Raw genomic sequence first — 23,850 nt, 5'->3', positions numbered from 1 at the left:
TGGTTTGCTTGACACAAATGCTCCCCCTTGCCTATATCGCGGGCGTCTCGGCGCGCGTCCTTTTAGGCGCACTGGGGCGGAGTAGCTCAGCCGGCTAGAGCAGAGGAATCATAATCCTTGTGTCGGGGGTTCGAGTCCCTCCTCCGCTACCACCTTTCCCCCCCACATTCGGGCTGCCGGAAATACCTCATGGCCGATGAGCGCGGCGAGCCGGCCTCGCACTTCGATTTCTATGGGCGCGCCAGGCGGCGTGGGCAGCACGATGATGGAAGCAACCAACTCCCGCAACGCCCGGATGGGCTCGCGATCGTCGCCTAAACTTTCTGACGACAGGGCTTTCTGAAGGTCCTCGACCTGCTGGCGATAGCGGGCAAGAGCCGTCGGATGAAGCGCCACGGTCTCAGGCGGCTTCTCCGCACTGGCAAGATCGGCTTCGAGCTGCTTCCGCTCGGCCCTCAGCTCAGCGAGCGGTTCGCGAACCTCCGCTTCTTCGGAGAATCCTTTCACATACGACTGGAAGATACGGTCAAACTCGCGTTTGACCCGCGCGAGCCGCTTTTCGATGCGCGACCGGTTGGCGATCAGGCTGGCCGCGAGCCGCTTGCGCTCTTCGTTATAGGTCTCGACATAGGCCGCGATAAGATCGGGCGTGGTGAGATTGGCTTTCAGGCCGTCGAAGACCGTGCGCTCGATCGTGTCGAGATCGTAAACACGACGATGATCGCAGGCGCCCGTCTCCTTCATTTGCGTGCACTGGATGCGCTGCCGCCCTTTCCTTGTGTCCTTGACGGACATGCCGGCGCCGCAGCAGCCGCATTTCAAAAGACCCGAGAGGACGCGCTTGGGCTTGCGGGTCTGGTTGGGAACCGGCCCGCCGCGCTCCTGCTTGATCGCGCCAGCCTGTTCGAACAAGTCCTGGCTGACGATCCGCAGATGCGGCGCGTCGATGGACTGCCACTCGGATTGCGGGTTCGGGCGCGAGACGCGCTTCCCCGTGTCCGGGTCCTTAATCATGCGGACCTTGTTCCAGATGATACGGCCCGCATAAAGGTCATTGAGAATGATCCCGTTATGACGGGTGAGCGAGCCGTTCAGGGTCGAAGCGGCCCAGTAGCGTCCGCGCGGCGGCGAAACCTTGCGCGCGTTCAGGCGGGCCGCGATCTCGCGTGGCGTTTTGCCGCCGACATAGGACTCGAATATCTCGCGGACGATCGCGGCTTCGTCCTCATCAATTTGCAATTCGCCGGGCTTCCCCGGCATAGGTCTGTATCCATAAGCGCGGCCGCCGGCATGCCGCCCGTCGCGGATCACACCGGACATGCCGCGCCGGACCTTGTGGGCGAGGTCCTGGAGATAGAGCGCCCCGACAAGCCCGCGTATGCCGATCTGGATCTGGTCGGCCTTGCCGTCGTGTACGGCCCTGAGCTCGATGCCAAGAAAGTTCAGGCGCTTCCAGAGTCCGGCGAGATCTTCCTGATCGCGCGAGAGGCGATCCAGCGCCTCGACGAGGATGACGTCGAAAGCGCCGTCCCGCGCCGCGTCCATCATGCGCATCAGGCCGTCGCGGCCCAAAATCGATGCGCCGGAACGCGCCCGGTCGTCGAACGTGCCGACAACGTCGAGGCCGTTCTTTGCCGCATAGGCGCGGCACAGCGCGACCTGGTCTTCGATGGAGCGCTCTTGCTGAAGCTCGGTCGAGAAGCGTGCGTAAATGGCGGTTCGCATCACTGTTCGTCCGGTTCGGGCCGGGGCAAGGCTGCCTCGGCAGCCCGGCGATGATCCTCCCTCGCGGCCGCTCGCGCAAGCGATTTGACGAATTCCAGGAGCCTGGGGTCCGGCGTAGCCGAGCTGGCTTCCAGCGGCCGGCGCGCGGTTTCAGACTTTTTCTCGGAGCCGGGTGCCCGGTTCATATGCACTGCTTCGTCGGAAAACGGCGTCAAGTGCCGTCATGCTCAACGTAGTGGCGCAGCAGTCCGGATTCCTGGTCGCGAACTGGTCAAAGTTGCCCCTGCCGTTCCCCGTCCATCGGTGTTCGTTCTTTGCCGGTCATTTATAGCGGCTGTCCTCGTGGCAAGCGTGAAGCTCCTCCTCTGACGTTGCGGCCCTGAAGGGTGCGGTTTGGCCCGCCGCTGTTCCAACGCCCGTGAATAACAACATGGACGAAAGGAACGACAATGACGAACCGGACCAGATACAGAACCGAAGCCGAACTGAAGGCACTCTTTGAGCAAGCCGTCCGCGCGATTGGCTTCTACGAAGCGCAGCGCAAGGAAGCGCTGATGGCCCTCGAAAGTCTGAGACGGGCGCTTAATGCCCGCAGGCCGAAGCCGCCGACGCCATAGCATCATCCGCGCGCCGCGCACTATTAATGCGCAGTAAGTATCATTGTTATGATGCTTTCTGGCGCGAGCCAATTTGGCTGGGCCTCTGCACGACATCATATCCGTGAACTCCCGCTTTAATCTGGCCCGTGCCAATCGGCATGTCATGGCAGGGCGGCACTTAGAACTTTTGCATAATCGTAATTGGCAACGTACAGTTCTACTGGATTGCAAGGGTCTTTCTGTCCTACTCTCGCGAGCAGGAGAGAACACAATGCCTGTTCCATTATCCGAGGCTATTCAGACCCTTCTTTCGGGAAATGTTCTGTCTTGGGCGAAATTCGGCGATCTTAAAGCGGGTCATATTCAGCTTACAACGCCGGGCGCGCGACGCAATTTGCACTTCCTCCTGTCTTGTGACCAGAGCAAGGTCGCAGACGCTAAAGAGGAGTTGTTCGATGGCTTGATTGCGGCTTGGCAGAACACATCCTTTGATCCTGCCGCTACCGCCAAAGGGATAACAACGGCAGTATACACTGGCAGGTGGCGGTTGATTCGTCTGGAATCAGCCGGGTTTGGTGGCCTCAATCTTGTCGACGGTCCCAACTTCGTGCTTGCCGTCGACGGTGAGAATTGGTGTCTTGAGGGCCAGAACGGCTCAGGCAAAACGTCAATTGCCAGTGCCATCGTCTGGGCACTTACCGGGTGTCGGTGCCGCGACCAAGATGGCGTCATCCAGGATGACGGGCGGCGCATGCCCGTCTTCAATGATTCTGGCGTTCAAATCGGCGATTGGCCACCCACCGTTTCTTACCCTGCCACGCCCTTGAAGCTAAGTGGCCCAGCGGAGGCGTGGGTTCGTCTCACGTTCCAAAATGAGAACGGCGATACGGCGGAAGCATATAGGCGATTGGTCGCTGCTCGATCTGCGGAGCCAAAGTTCGAGACGAAAATCGCTCCTGTATTGCTGTCAGCACCGCAACTCATCGAAACCGGCCTGCTGATGCCAGCGCGATTAACGCGCATCGGTTTCGGCGAACGTAGCCAATCAATTTACGAAGCCGTCAAGCTTCTGACCGGACTCGACCAACTCGCCGACATCGGGGAAGGCGCAGCGAACTTCGCGCACAAATCCAAGCGCTTTCTAAAGTATGGAGTGGACAGAGGTGTTCAGGCGATTGAAGCGAAAATGGAACTTGCGCTTAAGCGCGCTACCGAGGAGGCTGTTAAAGCCACCTTTGAACTCAAAATCACCGGCAAACGTGAAGACACGGATTATGCCAAGGAGCTTCGAGACACAGCGGAGAGTGCCTCCGCACTTGCTGGCACCCATCTGAGCATTCTCGCATCGGACGTCGCCAGCGACCTCGATATGAGCAAGCCGGATGACCGCGCCAAGATAAAGAACGCAGTCAGCGCGGCGCGGGGCATTCTTCAGCAGAATGTCAAAGGCATCCCCACATTCGATGCTTGGGCCGCATTGAAGACGGCGCATATGGACGCGGGCTTTCAAAAGCTACCTGCGGCTCTTGCCGAAGCGAGGACAAAACTAGCGGAGGCTGTCGCATGGGATCAGCGCCAAGCTGAAGATACCAAGCTGCGGTTGAAGGCTCTAGCATCGCAGTTCTTCGTTGCGGCGGAACATGCTCACGAAGATGCAGACTGCCCTCTGTGCGAGAGCAAGCTCTCAGGCGCCAAACGCAGGGCCCTGGCAGCCGAGTTGGAAGAACTTAAGAAGGCTGCCGCAGTGGCGGAGCGCAAGCTCACAGATGCGTGCGCGGAACTTGAGAAGAACATCCGAAATCTTCTTCCCGACTCTATCAATGCGCATCTTACGCTGCTCGCCGACATGCAGCCTCGCGACTCGTTTGAAGCCGCCGCCAAGGAGCGCTTTGCGCAGGAGCCTCCTTTCTCCGCAGTCCTGACTGGAATGGCGAATTTTGTGACCGCGACCACCACCGCGCTCGCCGCCAAGCTGCCGACTTTCGGGCACACAGAAACCAGTGCATCGTCCGACGCGCCTACCGCCGCGAAGAACCTCCTTTCATACATCGAGAACATAGAGCGTATCGCGGCACTCGTAGAATGGTGGGCCAGCAATCGACAGTCTTTCGTGGATAGCTGGAATACGCTCAAAGGTATCGCCGATGCGGAGGGCAAGTTTCCTACAGACAGCTTAGAAGGCAAACTCGCTTCACTAGAAGCGGCACTCGAAAAAGCCGCCCCGCTCGACGACCTCACCAAGGCGCTAAAGGACGCCGCCACAGAAGCGGAGAAATGGCTTGTGATTCACACGCAGCAGCTTGTCCGCGACGCGATCGCAGGGGCATTGGAGCCGCTCAAAGAGTTGCGCACGCTGGTTGCAACCGAAACTGCAGGCTCGATTTCCGCGCTTTCCGGTCGGATGAAGTCTGTTCTTGACCGCATCCATTTCAAAGAACGTCTCTCATTCGAAGACGCGGCGCTGAGCAAGAAATCCGTTCAGATATCTGCCAGTTTCGATCATGGCATTCGAATTGACGCTTCAACTGTTGCGAACAGTTCCTGGCTGCGCGCTATACTATGGGCGTTTATCCTCGCATTGAGGGAACAAATCTTGGAGTCGCTTGGCACAAATCCATTTCCGCTCGTTGTGCTGGACGACCCGCAGGTTACATTCGATCCGCGCAATAAAAGAAAGTGGGCCGAGGAAATCGCGCTACTTGCCAATGCAAGCCCAACCGCAACGGAAGCCATGCAGCTTCTGGTCGTCACCCATGAACGTCAATTCTTCCAACTTCTCGTGAATATCGAAAAACTGACAGGTCAGCAGGGTCTCGTTGTTAGGATGAATACGGCATCCAAGGTTGCGACGGTTATAAACGGGAACTCTCTTGCCCGAAGCTACGAGGAAGCCAAGGATAAAGGGGATGACGCGCTAGGCCATCATTATGTCTTCGAGATCCGGACCTATTGCGAAGACTTGCTTAAAATCATGCTTCGTTGCGAAGGACCGGATGTATGCGACCTATCTCTGGACCAGCTCGCAATTCTGATGAAGAAGCTGCGCGAGGCCAGTGCTGCGCCCTTCAATCGGCCCTCGTTCGAGAAGCTGCTCAATACGATTACGGGCGGCGGCGGTGCGAAACCGATGAAAATTATCAATGAATCACACCACAAATTTGACGGCACTATCGGCGTGGCACAAGCGGGCGACGTGAAGTCCTTTTGGGAGAGTACCCTTCAAACCCAGATACATACATGCTTCAAAGTCTATGCGGAATACGAGGCATATTCGGGCGAACCTCGCCTCTTTCCGTGGATGGACAATGTTATTCCACTGCCGGTGGGCAACGCCATCGAGCTCAAGAAGCTTACTCTCGTGCACACAGGAATCGCGGCAGCAGCAAGGTCTGATGGCCGCGCGGGAGATGGGCTAATAACGGTCGAGGAACTGGCGCAGTCAATCAACATCACACTTCACAACCACGACGCCTATCAGCTCGCCGCAGGAACGCTCGATCCGGTGGCAGCCATCGGCGACGTCATCATCGTCAGCAACTATGCGAAAGTGCACGCGCGGAACCTCGTGGTCACGACGTTCGGAGACCAGTTGCTCGCGCGCCGATACAACGAAACGGAAATTCACCCGCACATTGCCATCCTGACTGGACAATCCGTGGACCCCTATGCGCTCGCTCAGCCGGTCATTGCACCGCAGGAGAAGATAACACTTCGGAAGATCGTAGGCACTCTGTTCGCCTCGTCCAGGCTTCCGACGCCACCGAAGGATGAAAACGCTGAGTTTGTTGCGCTGAGCGACCTAACGGTCGTTAACATGCTGCTTCAAAATGCAAAGCTGTTCAAGGTGAGTGGGCGAAGCGCCGAGCCTCTAGCACTTGATGGTCAGTTCATCATGACTCAGCCCGTCACTCTGAGGCCTGAAATCCTCGGTGAGATGGACGGACGGCTCGTCATTGCGGTTGATGAGAACGGCGCGCGATACTTCAAGCGGCTACGCCGGCACGAGGCCATAATCCTGCTGGAGAGCATAAATCCGGATGGCACAGCTCCGGGCGAAATTCTCAGCCTTGAGGGTGAGCTTGGCTTTCCACGCCTGACCGGATTGCTGGAAGTTGTAGGGGTTATGTTTGAACTTCCTAACTAGACTAGAGTGGACTGCCAGTTCGAACCATCAAGGGCAAGGTTTGGGAAACAAGCCGCCTCGGACGGATCTTTGCTCGCGGGATGGAATGTGAAAATTCGCCACAAACTCGCCACAGGCTGAGACGGACCAAGACGGACAATCGCGGATTTCTGCGGGTTTCAGCGGGCCGAATTTTTGTGGCAAATTTCGTAGAGTTGGTCGATTTGTTTCTATAATATTCAACTAAGTCTTTGATTTAATAATGGTCGGAGTGACAAGATTCGAACTTGCGACCCCTTGCACCCCATGCAAGAAAAGTCCTTGGTTTCTGCGGGCCTTAGGCCTGTCTCGCCACAGACTCGCCACAACTTTTCTCAAGTATCCCGCTTAGCAACCCTGCTGATCCTATTTTATCGCGGTCGCTGTCTTCGAGCAAATGTCCGTAGACGTTGAGGGTTGTCTCGATATTGGTGTGGCCCATCAAGGCCTGTATCTTCTTCAGGTTGGTTTTCTTTTCGATCAGCATCGATGCAAAGAAGTGCCGCAGATCGTAGGGCCGGTACTTCGCCTGTTCGACATCCTCGCCGTCCACGGTCACGGTCTCAACCAGACCGGCCTCCTCACAGGCGATATCGAACCCGCGCCGCTGCCAGTTGCGGCGGGACTGCCAGCGCCCGTTCTCCGACGGGAAGATCAGATCATATTTGTTGTCGGCGGCATGGTTGCTTGCGTAATGGCCGACCATATCGAGCGTATCGGGGCTGAGGTCTATGAACCGTCGCCCGGCTGGTGTCTTCGTAACTGAAATCTCGCTGCCGCCGCCTTCGATGGCACGATCGACATAGATGCCATTGCCGCGAAGAGCCGACCGGCTGGCCGCGAGATATTCCTGTGGCCGCATCCCAGAATCCACTGCAAGGTAGAGCATCGGGCGATAGCGTCGCCACGTCTTTGCAGTCAGTTTGTTCTTTGAATTGGCCAGCCGGTCGGCGGCGGCCAGAAGAGCGATGATCTCTTGTTTCGTCGGTATGCTTACGGGCTCCTGATAACGCGAATCCGCTCGCACCGAGATTCCCACGGCCGGGTTGTGCGCGAGATGGCCTCGGATGGTCATCTCCTTCATGACCGAGTGAAAAGACGACAGAACCTTGCTGGCGACCACACGGCTCACCTCACCGTTTAGCAGCCAAGAGCGGAACGCCACGATGTCGGGCGCGGTAAGATCGGCCAGCGGCTTCGGCCATTCATAGGCTTTGATGAAACCGGCCCGGTACTCGTAGTTTCCGTAGGTATAATTCGTGACCGGCTCCCGGCCATTGAGCCCCTCCTTCTCGCATATACGCAGCCACATATCCGTGGCCTCCGCGACGGTCCCGACGTCACCTGACCGCGCACGCCCATTTTTCCGTAACGATCCACTTTCCAGAAAAGCGCGCGCCTCCTTCAGCGTGTCGAAGGTGGCATAGGTGTAGCCGGATTTCGTGGTGCTGGAGGGATAGCGGACCTGATACGTTGTTCCCTTCGCTCCGGTTCTTTTTCTTATGTCTGCCATAGTATATTCATAGCAAATCTGTTGGATAAACTGCAATCTTAGAAAGATCAGTTATCATAAGAGCGCTCCGCTTCGACCTGTCGATTGAAATAAGCGCTCAGCAGCGCGTTCCTCTCGATTTTGAGCCGCCCCTCAATCGGATCAATGAACCAGGGCAGCTTACGCTTTCCTCTCGCGTCCATGTCTGACGACCGTTTGATCTGGCGCGGAGTCAGGTGAATATTCATCTCGGCCAGAAGCTGGCGGGCCTCTTCAAAATCGAGATAATGAGGTCGTTTATCTGCTTCCGTCACGTTGCTTTCGGCGATCCTTACGCCATGTCTATATTACTAAATTATACTTCACTATCCATAATTGTTCAATTTCTGGTCGCCGTACATTATCCGAATCTTGTTGACTTTATGTTGTCAGATATGACAACATAATATGGATGACACGCAAGACCCGGCCGATCTCATGGATCAAAGCGGCCCGAAAAGATTTCGAGGAATTCCCTTTGGGGGCGCGACAGGATATGGCCCGCGCCCTGACCATCGTTGCCGAGGGCGGATTCCCTGACATTGCGAAGCCGCTGACAGGTCTGGGATCCGGCGTGCTGGAACTGGCGCTGAAACATCGAGGAGACGCTTTCCGCGTCGTCTACGCACTGCAACTGGCGGACGATATCTGGATTGTGCATGCGTTCCAGAAGAAATCGAAAAGCGGGATCAGCACGCCAAAAGCCGAAATTGACCTGATCCGCGAACGGATCAAACGACTAAAGGAGGCTCTGCGATGAGCGACGATTTTGAACTGGTACACGGGAGCGGCAATGTCTTTCGTGACTTTGACATGCCAAATTCCGATCTTGAGCAACTACGCGCCATCCTGGCGGCGCAGATTGTTAAAGCGTTAGACCGTAAACACCTGACGGTCCGCAAGGCTGCGGAACTGACGGGCATTGCTGCCGCCGATTTCTCCCGGATTCGCAACGCGAACATCGGGCGGTTCACGGTTGACCGTCTGATGACGGTGCTGGGCCGTCTGGATCAGCGCGTCGATGTAAACGTGAAAGTGCGGCCGAATGTAAAACGGGCAATCCCCGTCCCATCACATAGATAACGCATTCTCGGCGCCGGTATCCCGTCCCGGAAGTGGCACTTTGGGTCTTCCGACATAGGTGCAAGTCAATCATGGTCGTAACGATCGCGCTGCCGGCCGCGCCCGCTATCATCGTTGCCTCGGTCTCGCTTTTTGTAAGTTCCATCGGCTTTGCGCTCCGCCGCCGATCGTCTGGCGCGCCAGTCCCGCCGGGGTGATTTTTCGGGGGGCGGTGCGCGGTCGGCTCCTTTTCCCTGACTCTGATCGGCCTTCCGCTGGTGTTCCTGTTTGGCTTCGGCCCGGGTGGTTCCCGATGCGGCTTCCCCGAACTCGTCGCGAAGAGATTGCTGCTGGTCGGCTTCTTGCCGGAGTTCGGGAATGGTGAACTCCTTGCGAAAGTCCGACCAGACCTTCTCGCGTTCGGCGGCGAGCTGTCGCCAGACCGCCTTCTGTGCGGCGACCTCGGAAGCGTGACGGGTTTTCATGGCTTCCCGGTCCCTCTGGAACTCCTGTGAGAGCTTCGCCAGTTCAACGCGACGCGCAGCCTTCAAGGTTGCCGCTCTTTCATTGCGACTCTGCGCCTGACGTTTGCGCAGAACCTGTTTCTCGTTCTCTTGCTGCTGCTGGAACTGCTTCCGGCGGGTTGCCGGGCTGATCATCAGCTTGAACAGACGGGCGAGGCCGCCCCGCTCTTTCATGGCCGCATAGTGAAGGCGCACGGCGTTGCCGATCGCACCAAGGAGGGAGCGTTCGCGAGCATTGAAGAGGCGGCGCTGGGCGAACTGCGTGCGCCCGAATTGCTTCCACTCGGCGCTTTCCTGAAGGTCATGAAGCGCCTGCTCGGTATAGGGATGCGGTGGGCTCCTCCGTTTGCTTTTCCAGATGGCGTCAATGAACGGCTGGTAGCGATCGGTCACGGCCTTGCGGTCGGCTTTATAGCTGTTCCACAGTTTCTCGGAGTCGGCGTTGCGCGCTTTGAACGCGCTGGCCTGCGCCGCCTTCAGATTCGCGACATGGGCGGCATAGGCCGCCTTGATTTCGGCGGCGCGCTGTTTTGCCTTTTCGCCGTTGAGTTTCCGGGTGGCTTCCCATTCCTCGCGCGATTTCGCCTGGGCCGGCCGCTTCGGCGGCTCGATGCCATTGTCGAGCGCATGAAACTTTGCCCGACGGTCGGGGCTCCGGATCACGCCCTGGCTTACCTCGTAGTCGTCGGCCCACCGGTCGAGTTTATGGGCATCGTTCGACAGGGACACGGCGTGGCCGGTCTCGGGGTTGACCAGATTGACGATGATATGGACATGCTTGTGGGGCCGGTCGGTATGTTCGACGATGACCGCCTGATGGTTCTCCATGCCGAGGGTACGCAAGGCTTCGAAGGCGGTCTCGCGCATGTGGGCCTGATCGGGATTGTCGGCCTCGTGCCAGTTGAGGGTGAAGGCATAGACCGGCCTGGTCAGCTTGCGCCCAGTCGCCTTCACGCCGGACCGCTTCTTCAACTCGTCGGCCGCATCGCACAGGGCTTTCATTTCGCGCCAGGCGCGGTGCGGATCGTCGGTGGCCAGATTGTGCAGCTCCACGAACCCGACGCGCTCGGAGGTTTGGGCGTGCTTGTCGTGCAGGACGTACACAAGAGCGCCCTTGAATGACGTCCCGCGCCCTTTGGTGTTTCTACCCTTCGCCCAGTTCATCCAGGGGCTGCCCCGGCGCGTCGATGCGCCTGAGCAGGCGGCGCAACTCGTCCAGGGTGGACTCGATGTGGCGCGCGCGGAATGTGTCGCCGGTCGCGTTGCAGGCGCGTGCGATCTGGTTGAGGTTCGAGCCGATCCGGGCGAGGTCGTGCCGATCGATCGCGCTCAAATTCCGCGACTTGCGGACCAGGATGGCGCCGGACAACGCCTGCTCCCGGACGAAGTCCGAAAGCGGGATATTGTTTTCCGCCGCGCGTCCCTCGATGATCGCCATCTCGTCCTGACGCACGCGCGCCGAGATGAGCAGCCTGCGTTTTTCGGAGTCGGGTTTGCGAGGCCTTCCGCCTCTGCGGAAGGGTGGTGTTTGTCGAGTCATGTGTCATGGCCGCTTACCAGCGGGGTTTCAGGGGATGCCCCCCTGACGAGCGTTTTTGTCTGACAAAAACATTGCTCGCTATCCCCTATACTTAGTATATGGCCATACAACTCACGATTTCAACAGATATAGGGGAAGCCTATGGGTTAAAAACAACTCATCCGGCAACTTTGTACAATATTGAATATTTCTGTACTTTTCAATCAACCAGATTTTGAATTCGAGTTTGCTAATATTTTCAGACGTATACGCTGGAATATGTCTTTTGTCGTATCGAATACGCCGGGACAAAAGGGCATATTTGCTGAATTGGTGTGGTGAATTGGGAGGATGTGCAGCGGAATCGCGCATGCATACGGGGGTAGTCAAAGTCGCGTAATGCCCCGGACAGAGACCGTTTAAACGCCCTCGGCACGGGCTTCGGCTTCCGCAATGAAATCGCAGAGTTCTTCGCTTACCTCGCACTCGGCGGCGACTGTCGAAGGCATCCGCCCCTGTTTGTCCGCAATAAACGATGCGCCACGCTCGACAAGTATCCGGGCAATTTCCAGGTTATTCCTTCCGACCGCGATGTGCAGGGCTGTCATTCCCGTGTTTTCGTCCGTGGCATCAACGGAAGCCCCGCTTTCAAGTAACGCCACAACGCGATCAAACATGCCGTCGTAGGCTGAGTCGAGAAGTAGATAGCCTAATACTCGCTTGAGATTGGCTTGTTCCGTCGCGTCCATGGCAGCCGGGTTCGTGACGAAAGCGCCACGAAGATGCTTTTGAAATTCATCCTCGGAGATGGTTGGCATGGCTATCTCCTCAGTGTTATCTCGAAGGGGTGTGTCTGCGGGACCATGGCTGCGCCAGGATCGAAGCTCACAAAATTGACCGTTGTGCCGCAACCACACAGCTTGTCATCTGCTTGAGGCCATACGGTGTAGGTGCGCGGCAGGCCTGCAAGCCGGTCTTTCAACACAAAAAACGCCGCTTCACCTGAACAGACCGCTACTCCGTCAAAGATAGAACGCCCGCCGGTCGCAGTCACTTCCTTGACCCGCCAAAATCCTGCCTCTTTGGAAATCGTGACCTCTGAAGCTTCGCCCATCTGCGTCGTGGCGTGAAACGAGCCGCTATAATCACGGCGGACGTTGTCCCCATAAAAAGCGGCCAGTGCTTCGCCAGCATTGATTACAGGATCGGGTGGCTCGTTCATTTGCGCAAACTGATGGAATATCCCGACGTACTGGTCATTGGTTCGAATATGCCCGCCCAGAAAGCGCTGAAGCGTTTTTACTGGAATTTTATAGTCCCTCTCAGTGCTTTCACTAATGCGCTTGGCCAGGCGCGGCACACCGATACCGTGGTGTTCCATGTAGTTCAGCAGCGTTCGACGTGTCTTATCGCGCTTCGCTTGATCGAAGTCCGTCACGATTCCTCTCCACATTGACCAGAACGCGACCAAGACAAAGGGCATCCTCGCCCCAATCTGAGTGAGAATACTCAGGAGTCGCGTAAAATGGAAGCCAGGCAAAGGAACCGGCACGCAAGCCGGGAATCGTGGTTGCGCGCGGCCACCAATGAATTGCGCCCCTATTTCGCCAAGCTTGGGCTGACGCTTCCGGACAAGATCAGATTCGCCGTCGCGTTCACATCGCACGGCAAAAAGGGAAAGGTGGCCGGAGAGTGCTGGCATGCCGGCGCATCCGATGACGGCCATCACGAAATCATCATCCGCGCCGATTTCGTCGACCCTGCGGAAGTGCTCGGAATCCTCGTGCATGAACTGGTGCATGCCGCGCTGCCGCCGGATGCCAAGCACGGCAAGGAATTCAGGGAAGCGGCGCTCAGGATCGGGCTTGAAGGGCAGATGCGGCACGCCATGCCCGGCGCGGTCCTCAGGGAGCGTTTAAACGAGCTCGCTTCGTCCCTGGGGCCGTTTCCGCACGCAAGGCTGAACTTCGATCGCGTGACGCTGGCCGGCGAAGCCGTGGCGGACCGGCCGAAGAAGCAGGGTACACGCATGCTCAAGGCCGAATGCCTCGGCGCGGGCTGCGGGTACACGGTCCGCGTCGCCGCGCGGTGGATCAAGGATTGCGGGCCGCCGCATTGCCCGAAGCATGGCGCGATGCGCGTGCCGCCGCTGGCGCAGGACGGCGCTGCGGCTGACGGCGAAGCAGAGCCGATCCTCATGAATGCAGACGATGCGGACAGCGAGGCGATGCCGGCTGACCGTCCGGCTGCCCTCACCCTGCAAACGACGGAGTCATAGTATGGGCCTGATTGTCGCCATCGCGTGCGGGTTCGTCTGGTTACAGTTTGCGGACCCGTTTTCGCAGTTCCTGTTGCACCATGCACCGGCGGCTTATGCCCGCCAGCTTTACTCAAACGGCCCGGCGATCCTTGGGGGGCTGATGCTCTGCGGGGTGGTCGCGGCCGCCGGGCTGCAAGACTCGATGACGAACCAGCGCACCGCTGGCATGTGGCAGTCGGCTGCTGGACGGCGGGTCATCGGCTGGGCCGCGCATTGGGCGGCGTTTATCGTGCTGGCGGCGTCGATCGGCCTGGCGTTGCAGCCGTGGACCGGCGAGACCGTGCTAACCGCAGGCATGGCCGCCCTGCTCGCATGGGGCGGGATGCGGCCGTTCAAGATCTTGCTCGGCCGCGCGACCCGTCCGCTGCGCTGGTTCCTGGCGGGGCGGCATGTCGGGCTGGGCGGCACGTCGCGTTTCTCCGGGCTGCTGGATGAATGGGCGAATCCGTGGCGGCCGGGACAGGTGCTGCTGGGCGCATCGATGTACGATCCCAAATGGATCGTCGGTTTCAGCGACGACCGCCATGTCTGCACGATTGCGACCAACCGCGCGGGCAAGGGCCGCTCGGTCATTATTCCCAATCTCATCACCTGGCGCGGCTCGGCCCTCGTCATCGACCCGAAGGGTCAGAATGCCCTTGTCACCGCATTGGCGCGCGGCAAGGGCGGGAAAGGTCTGACGCATCCGCTCGGTCAGACGGTGCGGATTCTCGATCCCCTGGGTGAAATCCGCGATCCTCTGCTGCAAGACTGCAAGGCGCGCTTCAATCCGCTGGCCAGCCTCGACCCCGGCGCCGACGATTATGCGGAGCGCGTCGAGCTGATCGCGGACGCGCTCGTCGTTCCCGATACAAAAGCGAAGGACAATTTCTTCGACATTTCAGCGAGAGTCATCATCAGCGGCCTGATCGATTACGTTGTGATGAGCCCGGACATTCCGAAGGAGGACAAGCATCTCGGCACGGTGCGAGATCTCCTCATCCATCCCGACGGGCCGCCGCTCGAAAGCAACCCGGAGGCGAACCCTCCCTTCCGGGGCATGGAGGAAATGGGCGGGCTGGCGCAGGCGGCTGCGTCGCTGGTTCTGCAGGCCGGCAAGAATGCCAAAGGCGATGTCATCGCAACGGCCATCTCTCATACGAAATGGCTGGACAGCACGGGCATGCGCCGGACCCTCGCCCCGTCGGACTTTAATTTGCAGGATCTGAACAACGGCGCGACGACGATCTATCTGGTGCTGCCGCCGCAATATCTGGAAATACACAGCCGATTCCTGCGCCTGTTCGTCAACCTTGCCCTCCACGCGGCCGCCGAAGGGCGAAAACGCAAATACGCGACGCTGTTCCTGCTCGATGAATTCTACGCCCTCGGGCGTCTCCAGCAGCTGGCGAAGGCTGCGGGCCTGATGGCGGGCTACGGCGTCAAGCTGTGGCCGATCATTCAGAACCTCGGCCAGGTTCAGGAGATCTATCCCCAAAACTGGGAAACATTCATGGGCAATGCCGGCATGTGGCAGGCCTTCGCGATGAACGATCAGACCACGGCGCGATATTTGTCCGAGCGCCTCGGCAAGCGGGTTCTATGGCGCAAGATGCGCGGCCCCGAAGGCTATGACTGGGAACTGGCGGGAGCCGCAAACCTGCGCGACGCGCAGGAGCTTGCCAAAGCGACAAGCCGCGCCAGTGGCAACATGGCCGTGTTCACAGAGACAGGCGAAGCGTTCCTGCTGCGCCGGACGCCTTACGACAAGCTGTTTCCACGCGGGCGCTACATGCCCGACCCTTTCGAAAATGGAGATTCGCAATGACGTCCGCACTGTCGCATGGCGCGGATACCTGCATGCCGTGCAACCTCTTTGGCATCGCCGTCGTCCTGTATTTTTTGTTCGTGCTTTCGATGAGTGTGGCCCGTGCGGCATGGGGGCTGCTGGCGCGTCTCATCAGCCTGTCAATGGAGCTTTCCGATATCGCCGGCGAAGCGCTCGCGGTCGCGGCGGCATGGCCCTTCGAATATGCGCTCGACCACGCCGAAAAATGGGTGGCCATAGCTGCGGAGTTGCGCGCCCAGCGGAAGATCTGGCGCGCGGAATTCCGCGACAGCATGCCGTGGGACGAGTTCCGCCGCCAGATGGCGGGACAAGGCGAAGCCGCGCGTGACGACTATGCCGATGCGTTGAGCCTGCTCGCTTTGACGGAACCCTTTACCCGGCAGGACCTGGATGCGCGGTTCAAGCGGATCATGCTGGGCGTCCATCCCGACAAGGGCGGTTCCGACTTTCTGGCGCAACAGGCCACAGCCGCGCGCGCCCTCATTCTCAAGCGAAAAGGATGGAAGAAATGAGCCATAAATCTGAACTGGCGATCAAGCGGGAAAAGGAGCTTGCCAGGCTGCGGGAGGCGACGGGCACGCCGGAGCGTTTCGTGCTCGATTTTGCCTGCGCGAGGCACGACCGCGCGTTTCGCGTGACCTTCGCCCGCTATTCTGCGGCGCAGCGTTTCCGGTGCGAGAGCATCGACAAGACTGAATCGCATCAGTCGACGATAGAGCGGCTGCAGGGGCTTTTGCGCCCGGCGGAAGCGCTCCGGGTCCGGACCGAGGATGTGGATGTCTCGACGGTGTCTTGCGCCTGGTGCGCGGCCGACTCGGGCTGGACGCTCTGCGCCCGATGCAAAACGTTGGTCTGCGGCGCCCGCAAGACCGGCCGTTCCTTTATCTGCCGCGACAGCTGCGGCGGGAAATTCTGGACAGAGCCACTCGAAGCCCTCGATGCGGCGCGGTCCGGGTCGTCCGCACGGCTCGCGATCGGGCAGAGCCGGAAGTTGCTGCCGGGGAAAAGGGAACGCTGAAAACGCGCTCCCGGAGTCATGTGCATAATGGCGAAAGAGAATAGCCGTGAAGATCAACGGAGCGGTTGTAGTGCTTGGAATTTGCATGGCGGCGTCGCAGATCGGCACGCCGCATCTGCTGACGACCTATCAATGCGACACCGACGGGCGAAAATGCATTCGCTACACGCAATGCTTTTACATCGGAGTGCAGGGCTGGCGGAAAGTCGCGTTTGCCGGGGAATGCCCTGCGGTGAAGCTCTTTGCGCTGGACTGGCCGCCGTTCATCTGGCGCAGGGGCTGAATGGCCGGATAGTCCGCGCGGGGCTGCATTCGATGGTATGGCAAAAACTTCCTTGCCAAGTATAGTTCATAGTGTTATAGTTTATATTGTTATGAGGGCTATTTGCGGATTTTTAAAACGAAATGGTTCGTGCGCTACGCACGGCGGGAACGGATCGGCGACGACAGCTTGCGCGAAGCGATAGAGCGCGCGGAGCGCGGCCTTGTCGATGGAGAACTGGGTGGTGACATCATCAAACAGAGGGTCGCCAGAAAGGGACAGGGCCGGTCGGGCGGCTACCGCATGCTGATCGCGTACCGGCGAGGCAGTCGGGCGATATTCCTTTACGGCTTCGCCAAAAGCGAGCGCGAGAACATCGATGACGACGAATTGTCGACGCTGCAAGACATCGCGGCGGGGTGGCTCACGGCAAATGACGCAAAGCTTGCTCGCGCTGTAGCGGACGGTTTTGTGCAGGAGGTAGACAATGACCAAAGCAAAAATGACCAGAGAAAAAAAGAAACCTAGCCGGCTGACGAAAGCCCTGCTTGAAACAGCCAGGGACATGCGGCGCGGCGAGCTGCTCGATGAGGGGGCTTACGCGAAAATCACCATGCGGCATCTCGGAGAGAATGAAGTGCCGAAAGCCGAGCCGATAACGGGCGAAGAAATTCGGGCGTTGAGGGAGAAGGCGCATTTAAGCCAGGCGGTGTTCGCGCGTCATCTCAACCTGACGGTCGGCTATGTCTCGCAACTGGAACGCGGCGCGAAACGGCCGACAGGTGCTGCGCTCGTTCTGCTGAACGTGATTCGCCGCAAGGGACTTGAAGTGATCCTGTAGAGGTCCGCCCTCCGGGCAACGAGTACATTTATCTCCATTGGTCAATCGAATTTCATCGCGCTTTCGAGTTCGAGCGCCCGGTCCTTGGTCATGGAGCGCATGCATTCGGCGGCCTGAATCTGGCGGATGGTCCCTTCCTGCGAGTCGTAAAAAGTACAATTCGCGTCCCGGAACTTGACCCAGTGGCGTTGCGCCTCCTTCAACGGGCCGAGCTGCCGGGCGTCGAGCCGCTGCGGTAAATCCTTGTAAGCTTTGTTCAGCCGCTCGTCCCAGACTTTGGTTTTTGCCTCGATGCAATCGACGATGTCGGCGGTATTGGATCGGTCCCCGCACGGCGGGTAATCCTCGCCGAACATCTCGGCGGCGGCTGGCGAAGTCAGCACGACGAGCGCCGGAATAATCAGCGGAAAAGGACGTTGCATGAGATTGTCCCCATTCAGCGGCCCGTGTTCAGGCAGCTGGAGACGCCTAATCCGAACGCGCTGAGGAGTCCATGTGTGGGCGTTGAGTGAAAGAGAAAGGAGCCGGGCGAACCCGGCTCCTCTTCGTTCAGGCCTGTTCGTCCTCCTTCGGTTTGCGGAGAACGATGCGGCCACCTGTGGCCGGGAGCAGGTCGAGTTGCAGGGTCAGGCCCTCGCCGTCTTCGTGCTCCCAGGCAGCGCCGATGCGGTTCCAGAACTTCTTTTCTCCGCGCTCCGAAACGTGCCAGGCGATCAGTGTCGGCGGTGTGGTTTCGCGTTGTGGTGCTTTCTTCGTGTTGTTTTTGCCGTAAGCCATTGTCTTGCTCCTTTAAGTTCCGGGCTGACCCCATGCCAGCCGTGCCTTTCCGTGAGCGGAGCGCATAGGACCGGGCGCAACGCGCTTGTTTGGGGGAGACCTTCAGGGGGAACCGAAGAAGTGCTTGCGGCCATAGGGCCGCGTTCCGATAGGTTGGCACTCAAGGCTGGCGTGCGGGATCAAGCCCGGTGATGGAGCGGCGGCATGCATACGGGATCAACACGGGAAGCACTGCAATCTGTCGTGAAACCAAAGGCCCCGAAGCGTCTGGCATTGAATTCACAACGGGGAATTGGTCTGGAACCGGTGCGGCGTCCTGCGAGATATGGAACGAAGGTGGGATGTCTGCCCGTCCTGTCAACTGTGATGGCCGGGCGGCGGTTATTGCCTGTTCTGCCCTGTGAGGAGGAAGCCTCAGGAAAGCACGGACGGGACCGGGTGACGGGCGCTTGCGTGGCCTGTTGCAAGAGATATCAGCCAGCGGACAGGCATGAATCCATACGGGCTGACGCCCCGATCGGCCGATTGGAAGAGCCTCGGGCAAAAATGGCTATAAACCGTTGCTTCAGGCTCATTTTTCGAGCGATGCAAAGTTCTTCCGACCGAGTGTATTTTGCGGGGATGAACAAAGGACTTGCAAAATGGTGACAAATTTGTCACCATAGGCTTAATGAGAGACACGAGGCTGATTTCATGGATCAAGGCGGCGCGGAAGGACTTCGAGGAATTTCCCGAAGACGTGCAAAGCGACATGCTCGACGCGCTCACCCTCGCGGCCGAGGGCGGCAAGTCTGACAAGGCAAAGCCATTCAAGGGTGTTGACGGCGGTGTGTTCGAGATTGCGCTCCGGTATCGCGGCGATGCGTTCCGTGCGCTCTATGCCGTCAAGATCGGCGCGGATATCTGGGTGGTCCACGCCTTTCAGAAGAAATCGAAGTCAGGGATCAAGACACCGCAAATGGAGGTCGATCTTATCCGGGAACGGCTCAAGCGATTGAAGGAGGCATTGAAATGAAAAACGACGACATGGAACTGGTGCGCGGCAGCGGCAACGTCTTCCGCGACTTTGGACACCCTAACGCGGGGCTCGAACAGGCGCGCGCCATTACGGCGGCGAAGATCATCAACATTCTCGACGAGCGCAAGCTTTCGACACGCGACGCCGAGAAGCTGACGGGCGTTTCGCACTCTGAGTTCACCCGCATCCGCAATGCCCAGCTTCGACGCTTCACGCTCGACAGGATGATCGCGATCCTCGGCAAGCTCGACGAGGATGTCGAAGTGAACGTCACTTTCAGCCCACGCCGGCATAGCGCGGTTGCGGCACCGCAAGTGCGGTGAGCGCGTGTTCGCGCAACGGGAATTCGCGGATCGGCTTCAAACGCGCCTGGCAATTTTTCAATCATTCTGAGATAGACCCGGGCCACAGCAGATAGTGCTTTCAAGCCCTCGGGTGGCCCGCAGTTACGGCCCTAAGGGAAGCGGCTTCGCACATTGCCGCCGGAGGGATCGTGTCAGCGTCCAGGGCGCCACGCCGAATTCTTTCGCGATACTTGCGGTGGTCTCATTTTCAGACGACAGCCGTTGGCGAGCCTGATCGAGCTGCGCGTCATCCAGCTTTGGCGGGCGGCCCAAGCGGGTTCCGCGCCTTCGGGCCGCCGCCAGTCCCTCTTTGGTCCGCTGCACCAGAAGACGGCGCTCGAATTCGGCGAAGGCGCTCATCACCGTGTAGACCAGCATGCCGGCGGGCGTCGCGGTGTCGATTTCAAGATTCGCGATCTGAAACTCGATGCCCTTCTGCCGGAGTCGCTCCGCCTGCGTGACCGCGTCGAGAACCGACCTAAACGCTCGATCCAGGTCCCACACGACCAGAGTATCTCCCGGTCCGAGCCGTTCGATAACGGTTTCAAAGATGGGCCGTCGCGGACTGACGGCGGAGAGCGTCTCCATATAAAGATAATCGCATCGGTTCCGAAGGCCCTCGATCTGCCGATCCGGACGCTGCTCCTGTGTCGATACCCTCAAATACCCAATTTTTGTCATTCTAAATCAATCAATTGGCGACAGCGAACGGCCACGCGCCCTGGCACATAATCGACCCTATCCGTGCTCTCGATTTTCGAATCCGCTCCGAAGCTCCGCATGCGGGCAAAATTGCATAGATTCAAGAGTATACAGCATAATTATAGCACAACGATCAGAATTACGAAAATAGAAACGTATTCGGTCGATTATGAGCGATCGTCAAACAAGTAAACGCAGGGGCTATATTTCCACAGTTCTGGTTCTCCTTCCCCTGACAGGAACGGGCGCTTGGGCCACCGATTTCACGGCCAAGGTTGTCATGGAGAAGATGAAAGCCGAGGAACGCTACCCGTACATCGCTGGCGTGGTCGAAGGGCTGGCCTATGCCCGATATGAGCGGGATGGCAAGAAGACCGAGAGCATGAAATGCATTTACGACTGGTTTTACGAGAAGCCGGAGTCGATTAACCTGATCTACGCTGCCTTCGGACGGTACTCGGAATTTACGCCCGGCGCGATTATCGGGGCATTGGTGGCCAAGAGCTGCGGGGACTGATGGAACTGGCGGAACAACTCACGCTTATGGAGATATTCGAGGAGCACGCGGCCTACAAACGCCGTATGGCACGCGCTCTTGAGGAGGAGAATGAACGCGTCTTCGAGGAACACAGGCAGCAAAAACAGCATCAGGAAGAAGAAGAGAAGAAGTTCTTCGACGACCTCATGGAGGCGTCGGACCGGCAGATTGCCACGTTCCGAAACCAGCTTGAGGACTACGATACGGGCGTCGTGCATGCCCTTATGGATAACGAGCATGCCCTGGATGACGCCCGCAAGCGCCGCGAAGAGCTTGAATCGTCGGCTTTCCGGCTGCCGGACGGCCGGATGGTGTTCAAGACGGAAGACGGCAAGCGCGTCTTCGATCAGAGAGGCGCGGAACTGTCTCTCGACACCGTAGACCCCCATGCCATCCCGGATTCCCGGCCACAATGGGAAACATTCAAAGCCGCCAAGGAGAATGAGCAAAAGCTTCAGCAGGAGCGGGAGAAACTCCTCCAGTTCCAGAAGAAAGTTGACGACGCCCGCGCCGCTGTCGACAAACCGGGTATCACAGCAAAACAGCTTGACGAACTCGACGCCGATCTCAAGCGCAATATGCCGGAGGCGGTCAGGCAGAAGCTTTCGGGCAACGCTCCGGCTCCGAATTCCGCTGAATTCCAGGTTCCGGGGACGGCTCAGACCACGCGCGTTCCGGACACGTTGCGAGTCCCCGGTCCCTGATTGCGCACTCTGTTGGCCACAGCTTTCAAACTCAACAGGACAAATCGCGAGTGCGCTTGTTGCCGGTTCCTGTAAGATCGCGAGACGATTACCGCGCATGTGCTGGGCTATTGGCCAGCAACGTCTTTGAGCCAATCGATATGAACCCAGCTCTTTTTCTCATAGCAGTTTTTCGTTGAATGGCCCCCTTTTAAAGCGGGAGTGCGCGACTTGACTAAATATCTTATCCCGGTGTTGCTTTTGATCTCCAGCCCGGCGCTGGCAATAGATCGTTCCTATCTCGGTGCCTGGGCGCGAGAGCCGGGCAATTGTGATTTCAGCGGAGCCGGCCCCTTCAGGATCACGGCCAAGGGGATAGAAGGGCACGAATTCGATTGCACGACAAAACACGCCACTCCGGACGGTGGCGGGTGGCTTGTCCAGCTTTCCTGCGCCGGGGAGGGTGACACCTACAATCTCACGCTGCGCTGGAAAATCCTGCCTAACGGGCATTTGCGAGAAACCACCAAGGGGAAGGTCGTCGAATATATGCGATGCGCGAAGGCGCCAAAATGAAACCGATTAAGGGCCTCGACTTCGCGGGCAAAACCGGCAGGATGATAAATGGAAAAATCAGCAAAGAAATACGTCGCATGATATGGCCCTTCTTAACGCGAACTGTCGTTTGTGCTGCAATCCTCGCCTATTTACCGGTTGCAGCGGCAGCCCGCTCAAAGGCCGCGAATTACCTCGTCGCCGAAGCAATTGCAGGCGCGTGCGACGGCAAGAACGGGCAGATCGACCCGGCATCGGTCATCGAGCGTGATCTCACCGGCGATGGCAAGGCGGACCTCATCATCAGCGATGAAGGCATCAGGTGCGCGGACGGGACACGCAGCTTGGCCTGCGGGATGCAAGTCTGTTCGGTCAATATCTATGTCCGGCGCGGTGATCTGCTAAAGCTCACGCTGGAAACGCTGGGGGCGCGCGTGCGGGTTGAAGGCGGCCCCGTTCCCGTAATCTACATGCACGCCCATGGCGGCGGGCTGCGTAGCATCCGGTGGGACGGAAGCGGATTTCGCTAAGGGGGAAGCGGGATTGGGACAGTCTTGAACGCAGCGGCGCCGACGCTGCATGATTTCCTGAAATCGAATTTCCCAGCGTGAGGATTTTACCCGATGCTCCGAGGCTGTCATCGTCGACCTTGTCCGTTCCCGGGATCTAGCCCAAAACGAAGATCGCGGTGCGGCGCTATCGGCCGCAGCCCCAAGGGCGGGGTGCGGCGGCAGGGCTCGCCCTGGGGCGCAAAAAAACGTGCGGCCGCTACCGGCCGCACCTGAATGGCGCAACCGGTAACGTGGGCCGGTTCAGTCCGTCAGGCACTCTGGCGGGCCTTTATCGATGATAGCCTTCCTTTCAGTTCCTGCCTGACATGCGCGGCAATCGTCTCGCGGACAAAATCCGCCGTGGTCAGGCCGGGGATGAGTTGGCCTGACACGCCGAAGAAAGCGCGGAACCCGGTTTCGCTCAAAAATGGCCGGTCCCGATCTACGGCATGGGCGTAAAAGCCGGGGAACAGGCAAAACGTGCTGCCGATCCCGAACATGCCGTGTAATTCGATCCTGACGCGCATTGCGCCAACTGTGACGACAAACTCGCCCGCCTGTCCCCACAGGGGAGCGGAGTCCGGCGGCGCGGCGGATTCCCGCTCAAGGATGCAGCCGGGCGCGTCCGGCCCTGCGATAATGCCGCATGTGCCGCCGTTCAGTTTGGCGGCCAGAAGGTGCGCCTCCTCCCTGATGCTCATGGCCTCGTTGATCGCGGCGGTCTGCATGGCGGCGTGATGCCGTTCGATCATGCGTCGATAGCACGGCAACGCCTCCTCCATCGTGCCGGGCAAGTGCGAGGTCGCCCGGTCCATTTGCCGCCGCTCGTTGGCGGTGGCCGCGTCGGTCAGAAGGTTGGCGAATCCGAGTTGCGCGGTCATGCTGCGCCCCCTGCGGCCTGCCAGTCCGGCACGATGCCAAGCGCCCGGATGCGCCCGGCAAGTTCCTCGTCCGGCATGGGGCCGGATGACAGGCGTTCAAGAATCTCTCGCAACAATGCGCGTTCGGCGGTCGGGGGCGTCTCGTCCTCGATGTCGCGCGCCTCGCCGTCGGCGGCGGGCCGCTCGAATTTCTCGACGGTGGCGTGAAAACCGCAATGCCCGCAATGGGCGGGGCTGTCCGGTTCATAGGTGTGCGTGCCGTCGCCGGAAGCGTCTGCATCCGTGCCGTCGCTGCAAACGCGAACCCAGACGGTCGCGGCTATGTCGATCTCGGTTTCGTCGCCGCATTGCGGGCAGCGCATGTCAAGAAAGTTGGTCATCGGGGCAAATCGAAATTTAGTCATGGTCGC

The 23,850-nt window shown here is 59.0% G+C and carries 29 protein-coding genes and 1 tRNA gene; 18 read left to right on the top strand and 12 right to left on the bottom strand.

Annotated features, from left to right (window positions below):
* Positions 1-75: 75 nt before the first annotated feature.
* Positions 76-152 (top strand) — tRNA-Met (locus tag DL86_RS03530).
* Here the strand turns inward: DL86_RS03530 and DL86_RS19095 are convergent.
* A complete protein-coding gene (locus DL86_RS19095; protein WP_342585850.1) occupies positions 109-1,725 on the bottom strand; it encodes a recombinase family protein in 1,617 nt (538 codons plus the stop codon). The two genes, DL86_RS03530 and DL86_RS19095, sit on opposite strands and share 44 nt — an antisense overlap.
* Before the next feature lie 449 nt (positions 1,726-2,174).
* Here DL86_RS19095 and DL86_RS19640 point away from each other — a divergent pair, with 449 nt between their 5' ends.
* Entirely contained in the window at positions 2,175-2,342 is a 168-nt protein-coding gene (locus tag DL86_RS19640; RefSeq protein WP_156964460.1) for a hypothetical protein, read from the top strand.
* A 253-nt stretch (positions 2,343-2,595) separates the two neighbouring features.
* Positions 2,596-6,468 (top strand): ATP-binding protein, encoded by a 3,873-nt coding sequence (locus DL86_RS03520; RefSeq protein WP_036258284.1) that lies wholly within the window; start codon positions 2,596-2,598, stop codon positions 6,466-6,468.
* 316 nt (positions 6,469-6,784) lie between these two features.
* Here the strand turns inward: DL86_RS03520 and DL86_RS03515 are convergent, their stop codons facing one another.
* Positions 6,785-7,999, bottom strand: coding sequence for a tyrosine-type recombinase/integrase (locus tag DL86_RS03515; RefSeq protein WP_036258283.1), 1,215 nt, complete (start codon positions 7,997-7,999; stop codon positions 6,785-6,787).
* Between the two features lie 47 nt (positions 8,000-8,046).
* Entirely contained in the window at positions 8,047-8,292 is a 246-nt protein-coding gene (locus DL86_RS03510; RefSeq protein WP_245276212.1) for a PLC family EF-hand domain-containing protein, read from the bottom strand.
* 137 nt (positions 8,293-8,429) lie between these two features.
* Here DL86_RS03510 and DL86_RS03505 point away from each other — a divergent pair, with 137 nt between their 5' ends.
* Together DL86_RS03505 and DL86_RS03500 are read left to right on the top strand one after the other, a co-directional pair.
* Complete coding sequence (locus DL86_RS03505) at positions 8,430-8,777, top strand: type II toxin-antitoxin system RelE/ParE family toxin (protein ID WP_036258281.1); 348 nt, start codon at positions 8,430-8,432, stop codon at positions 8,775-8,777.
* Positions 8,774-9,100: a helix-turn-helix domain-containing protein gene (locus tag DL86_RS03500; RefSeq protein ID WP_036258279.1), complete on the top strand. Its 327-nt coding sequence runs from the start codon at positions 8,774-8,776 to the stop codon at positions 9,098-9,100. Before DL86_RS03505 ends, DL86_RS03500 begins: the two co-directional genes overlap by 4 nt.
* 65 nt (positions 9,101-9,165) lie before the next feature.
* Here DL86_RS03500 and DL86_RS03495 read toward each other — a convergent pair whose 3' ends face one another.
* The 4 genes from DL86_RS03495 to DL86_RS03480 all read right to left on the bottom strand — a co-directional run bounded on the left by DL86_RS03495 (position 9,166) and on the right by DL86_RS03480 (position 12,560).
* Positions 9,166-10,707 carry a relaxase/mobilization nuclease domain-containing protein gene (locus DL86_RS03495; RefSeq protein ID WP_036258277.1) on the bottom strand — a complete coding sequence of 514 codons (1,542 nt, stop codon included), beginning with the start codon at positions 10,705-10,707 and terminating at the stop codon, positions 9,166-9,168.
* A gap of 40 nt (positions 10,708-10,747) precedes the next feature.
* Positions 10,748-11,143 carry a plasmid mobilization protein gene (locus tag DL86_RS03490; protein WP_084572673.1) on the bottom strand — a complete coding sequence of 132 codons (396 nt, stop codon included), beginning with the start codon at positions 11,141-11,143 and terminating at the stop codon, positions 10,748-10,750.
* Between the two features lie 398 nt (positions 11,144-11,541).
* Entirely contained in the window at positions 11,542-11,940 is a 399-nt protein-coding gene (locus DL86_RS20415; RefSeq protein ID WP_051952604.1) for an ankyrin repeat domain-containing protein, read from the bottom strand.
* Between the two features lie 2 nt (positions 11,941-11,942).
* Positions 11,943-12,560 (bottom strand): hypothetical protein, encoded by a 618-nt coding sequence (locus tag DL86_RS03480; RefSeq protein WP_156964458.1) that lies wholly within the window; start codon positions 12,558-12,560, stop codon positions 11,943-11,945.
* Positions 12,561-12,647: 87 nt separating this feature from the next.
* On the opposite strand from DL86_RS03480, the gene DL86_RS03475 reads away from it, so the two are divergent.
* The 7 genes from DL86_RS03475 to DL86_RS03445 all read left to right on the top strand — a co-directional run bounded on the left by DL86_RS03475 (position 12,648) and on the right by DL86_RS03445 (position 17,391).
* Positions 12,648-13,400 (top strand): SprT family zinc-dependent metalloprotease, encoded by a 753-nt coding sequence (locus DL86_RS03475; protein ID WP_084572672.1) that lies wholly within the window; start codon positions 12,648-12,650, stop codon positions 13,398-13,400.
* Position 13,401: 1 nt separating this feature from the next.
* A complete protein-coding gene (locus DL86_RS03470; RefSeq protein ID WP_162180386.1) occupies positions 13,402-15,249 on the top strand; it encodes a type IV secretory system conjugative DNA transfer family protein in 1,848 nt (615 codons plus the stop codon).
* Positions 15,246-15,782 (top strand): J domain-containing protein, encoded by a 537-nt coding sequence (locus DL86_RS03465; protein ID WP_036258274.1) that lies wholly within the window; start codon positions 15,246-15,248, stop codon positions 15,780-15,782. The genes DL86_RS03470 and DL86_RS03465 overlap by 4 nt, the downstream gene beginning before the upstream one ends.
* Positions 15,779-16,288: a hypothetical protein gene (locus DL86_RS03460; RefSeq protein ID WP_156964457.1), complete on the top strand. Its 510-nt coding sequence runs from the start codon at positions 15,779-15,781 to the stop codon at positions 16,286-16,288. Before DL86_RS03465 ends, DL86_RS03460 begins: the two co-directional genes overlap by 4 nt.
* Positions 16,289-16,334: 46 nt before the next feature.
* A complete protein-coding gene (locus tag DL86_RS03455) occupies positions 16,335-16,571 on the top strand; it encodes a hypothetical protein (RefSeq protein WP_156964456.1) in 237 nt (78 codons plus the stop codon).
* 102 nt (positions 16,572-16,673) lie between these two features.
* Entirely contained in the window at positions 16,674-17,078 is a 405-nt protein-coding gene (locus DL86_RS03450; protein ID WP_036258271.1) for a type II toxin-antitoxin system RelE/ParE family toxin, read from the top strand.
* Entirely contained in the window at positions 17,038-17,391 is a 354-nt protein-coding gene (locus DL86_RS03445) for a helix-turn-helix domain-containing protein (RefSeq protein ID WP_245276211.1), read from the top strand. The genes DL86_RS03450 and DL86_RS03445 overlap by 41 nt, the downstream gene beginning before the upstream one ends.
* Before the next feature lie 41 nt (positions 17,392-17,432).
* Here DL86_RS03445 and DL86_RS03440 read toward each other — a convergent pair whose 3' ends face one another.
* On the bottom strand, positions 17,433-17,813 hold the full coding sequence (locus DL86_RS03440; protein ID WP_036258269.1) for a lysozyme inhibitor LprI family protein: 381 nt from the start codon (positions 17,811-17,813) through the stop codon (positions 17,433-17,435).
* 127 nt (positions 17,814-17,940) lie between these two features.
* Positions 17,941-18,168: a hypothetical protein gene (locus tag DL86_RS03435; protein WP_036258268.1), complete on the bottom strand. Its 228-nt coding sequence runs from the start codon at positions 18,166-18,168 to the stop codon at positions 17,941-17,943.
* 670 nt (positions 18,169-18,838) lie between these two features.
* On the opposite strand from DL86_RS03435, the gene DL86_RS03430 reads away from it, so the two are divergent.
* Positions 18,839-19,183 carry a type II toxin-antitoxin system RelE/ParE family toxin gene (locus DL86_RS03430; protein WP_036258267.1) on the top strand — a complete coding sequence of 115 codons (345 nt, stop codon included), beginning with the start codon at positions 18,839-18,841 and terminating at the stop codon, positions 19,181-19,183.
* Positions 19,180-19,509: a helix-turn-helix domain-containing protein gene (locus tag DL86_RS03425; protein ID WP_036258266.1), complete on the top strand. Its 330-nt coding sequence runs from the start codon at positions 19,180-19,182 to the stop codon at positions 19,507-19,509. The genes DL86_RS03430 and DL86_RS03425 overlap by 4 nt, the downstream gene beginning before the upstream one ends.
* A gap of 123 nt (positions 19,510-19,632) precedes the next feature.
* On the opposite strand, the gene DL86_RS03420 is transcribed toward DL86_RS03425, so the two are convergent.
* Positions 19,633-20,211, bottom strand: a complete 579-nt coding sequence (locus DL86_RS03420; protein ID WP_036258265.1) for a recombinase family protein — start codon at positions 20,209-20,211, stop codon at positions 19,633-19,635.
* 190 nt (positions 20,212-20,401) lie between these two features.
* Here DL86_RS03420 and DL86_RS03415 point away from each other — a divergent pair, with 190 nt between their 5' ends.
* The 4 genes from DL86_RS03415 (at position 20,402) to DL86_RS03400 (ending at position 22,538) form a co-directional block, all read left to right on the top strand.
* Positions 20,402-20,749: a hypothetical protein gene (locus DL86_RS03415; RefSeq protein WP_156964455.1), complete on the top strand. Its 348-nt coding sequence runs from the start codon at positions 20,402-20,404 to the stop codon at positions 20,747-20,749.
* Positions 20,749-21,474 carry a hypothetical protein gene (locus DL86_RS03410; RefSeq protein WP_036258263.1) on the top strand — a complete coding sequence of 242 codons (726 nt, stop codon included), beginning with the start codon at positions 20,749-20,751 and terminating at the stop codon, positions 21,472-21,474. Before DL86_RS03415 ends, DL86_RS03410 begins: the two co-directional genes overlap by 1 nt.
* A gap of 210 nt (positions 21,475-21,684) precedes the next feature.
* Positions 21,685-22,029, top strand: a complete 345-nt coding sequence (locus DL86_RS03405) for a hypothetical protein (RefSeq protein ID WP_156964454.1) — start codon at positions 21,685-21,687, stop codon at positions 22,027-22,029.
* Complete coding sequence (locus DL86_RS03400) at positions 22,026-22,538, top strand: hypothetical protein (protein ID WP_156964453.1); 513 nt, start codon at positions 22,026-22,028, stop codon at positions 22,536-22,538. Before DL86_RS03405 ends, DL86_RS03400 begins: the two co-directional genes overlap by 4 nt.
* Before the next feature lie 290 nt (positions 22,539-22,828).
* Here the strand turns inward: DL86_RS03400 and DL86_RS03395 are convergent, their stop codons facing one another.
* Both DL86_RS03395 and DL86_RS18560 read right to left on the bottom strand, forming a co-directional pair.
* Positions 22,829-23,440, bottom strand: coding sequence for a hypothetical protein (locus tag DL86_RS03395; protein ID WP_051952596.1), 612 nt, complete (start codon positions 23,438-23,440; stop codon positions 22,829-22,831).
* The gene (locus tag DL86_RS18560) at positions 23,437-23,844 is read right to left on the bottom strand and encodes a hypothetical protein (RefSeq protein WP_156964452.1); all 408 of its coding nucleotides are present in this window, start codon (positions 23,842-23,844) and stop codon (positions 23,437-23,439) included. The genes DL86_RS03395 and DL86_RS18560 overlap by 4 nt, the downstream gene beginning before the upstream one ends.
* Positions 23,845-23,850: the final 6 nt, after the last annotated feature.

The organism is Methylocapsa aurea, assembly GCF_000746085.1.
GTDB lineage: Bacteria > Pseudomonadota > Alphaproteobacteria > Rhizobiales > Beijerinckiaceae > Methylocapsa > Methylocapsa aurea.
This window is presented reverse-complemented; position numbering and strand designations above follow the sequence as displayed.

Bases quoted from the DNA above. Each gene is read 5' to 3' on its own strand.
- DL86_RS19095 (WP_342585850.1), bottom strand. From the start codon at position 1,725: ATGCGAACCGCCATTTACGCACGCTTCTCGACCGAGCTTCAGCAAGAG.
- DL86_RS19640 (WP_156964460.1), top strand. From the start codon at position 2,175: ATGACGAACCGGACCAGATACAGAACCGAAGCCGAACTGAAGGCACTC.
- DL86_RS03520 (WP_036258284.1), top strand. From the start codon at position 2,596: ATGCCTGTTCCATTATCCGAGGCTATTCAGACCCTTCTTTCGGGAAAT.
- DL86_RS03515 (WP_036258283.1), bottom strand. From the start codon at position 7,999: ATGGCAGACATAAGAAAAAGAACCGGAGCGAAGGGAACAACGTATCAG.
- DL86_RS03505 (WP_036258281.1), top strand. From the start codon at position 8,430: ATGACACGCAAGACCCGGCCGATCTCATGGATCAAAGCGGCCCGAAAA.
- DL86_RS03500 (WP_036258279.1), top strand. From the start codon at position 8,774: ATGAGCGACGATTTTGAACTGGTACACGGGAGCGGCAATGTCTTTCGT.
- DL86_RS03490 (WP_084572673.1), bottom strand. From the start codon at position 11,143: ATGACTCGACAAACACCACCCTTCCGCAGAGGCGGAAGGCCTCGCAAA.
- DL86_RS20415 (WP_051952604.1), bottom strand. From the start codon at position 11,940: ATGCCAACCATCTCCGAGGATGAATTTCAAAAGCATCTTCGTGGCGCT.
- DL86_RS03475 (WP_084572672.1), top strand. From the start codon at position 12,648: ATGGAAGCCAGGCAAAGGAACCGGCACGCAAGCCGGGAATCGTGGTTG.
- DL86_RS03470 (WP_162180386.1), top strand. From the start codon at position 13,402: ATGGGCCTGATTGTCGCCATCGCGTGCGGGTTCGTCTGGTTACAGTTT.
- DL86_RS03465 (WP_036258274.1), top strand. From the start codon at position 15,246: ATGACGTCCGCACTGTCGCATGGCGCGGATACCTGCATGCCGTGCAAC.
- DL86_RS03460 (WP_156964457.1), top strand. From the start codon at position 15,779: ATGAGCCATAAATCTGAACTGGCGATCAAGCGGGAAAAGGAGCTTGCC.
- DL86_RS03445 (WP_245276211.1), top strand. From the start codon at position 17,038: ATGACCAAAGCAAAAATGACCAGAGAAAAAAAGAAACCTAGCCGGCTG.
- DL86_RS03440 (WP_036258269.1), bottom strand. From the start codon at position 17,813: ATGCAACGTCCTTTTCCGCTGATTATTCCGGCGCTCGTCGTGCTGACT.
- DL86_RS03435 (WP_036258268.1), bottom strand. From the start codon at position 18,168: ATGGCTTACGGCAAAAACAACACGAAGAAAGCACCACAACGCGAAACC.
- DL86_RS03430 (WP_036258267.1), top strand. From the start codon at position 18,839: ATGAGAGACACGAGGCTGATTTCATGGATCAAGGCGGCGCGGAAGGAC.
- DL86_RS03425 (WP_036258266.1), top strand. From the start codon at position 19,180: ATGAAAAACGACGACATGGAACTGGTGCGCGGCAGCGGCAACGTCTTC.
- DL86_RS03420 (WP_036258265.1), bottom strand. From the start codon at position 20,211: ATGACAAAAATTGGGTATTTGAGGGTATCGACACAGGAGCAGCGTCCG.
- DL86_RS03415 (WP_156964455.1), top strand. From the start codon at position 20,402: ATGAGCGATCGTCAAACAAGTAAACGCAGGGGCTATATTTCCACAGTT.
- DL86_RS03410 (WP_036258263.1), top strand. From the start codon at position 20,749: ATGGAACTGGCGGAACAACTCACGCTTATGGAGATATTCGAGGAGCAC.
- DL86_RS03400 (WP_156964453.1), top strand. From the start codon at position 22,026: ATGAAACCGATTAAGGGCCTCGACTTCGCGGGCAAAACCGGCAGGATG.
- DL86_RS03395 (WP_051952596.1), bottom strand. From the start codon at position 23,440: ATGACCGCGCAACTCGGATTCGCCAACCTTCTGACCGACGCGGCCACC.
- DL86_RS18560 (WP_156964452.1), bottom strand. From the start codon at position 23,844: ATGACTAAATTTCGATTTGCCCCGATGACCAACTTTCTTGACATGCGC.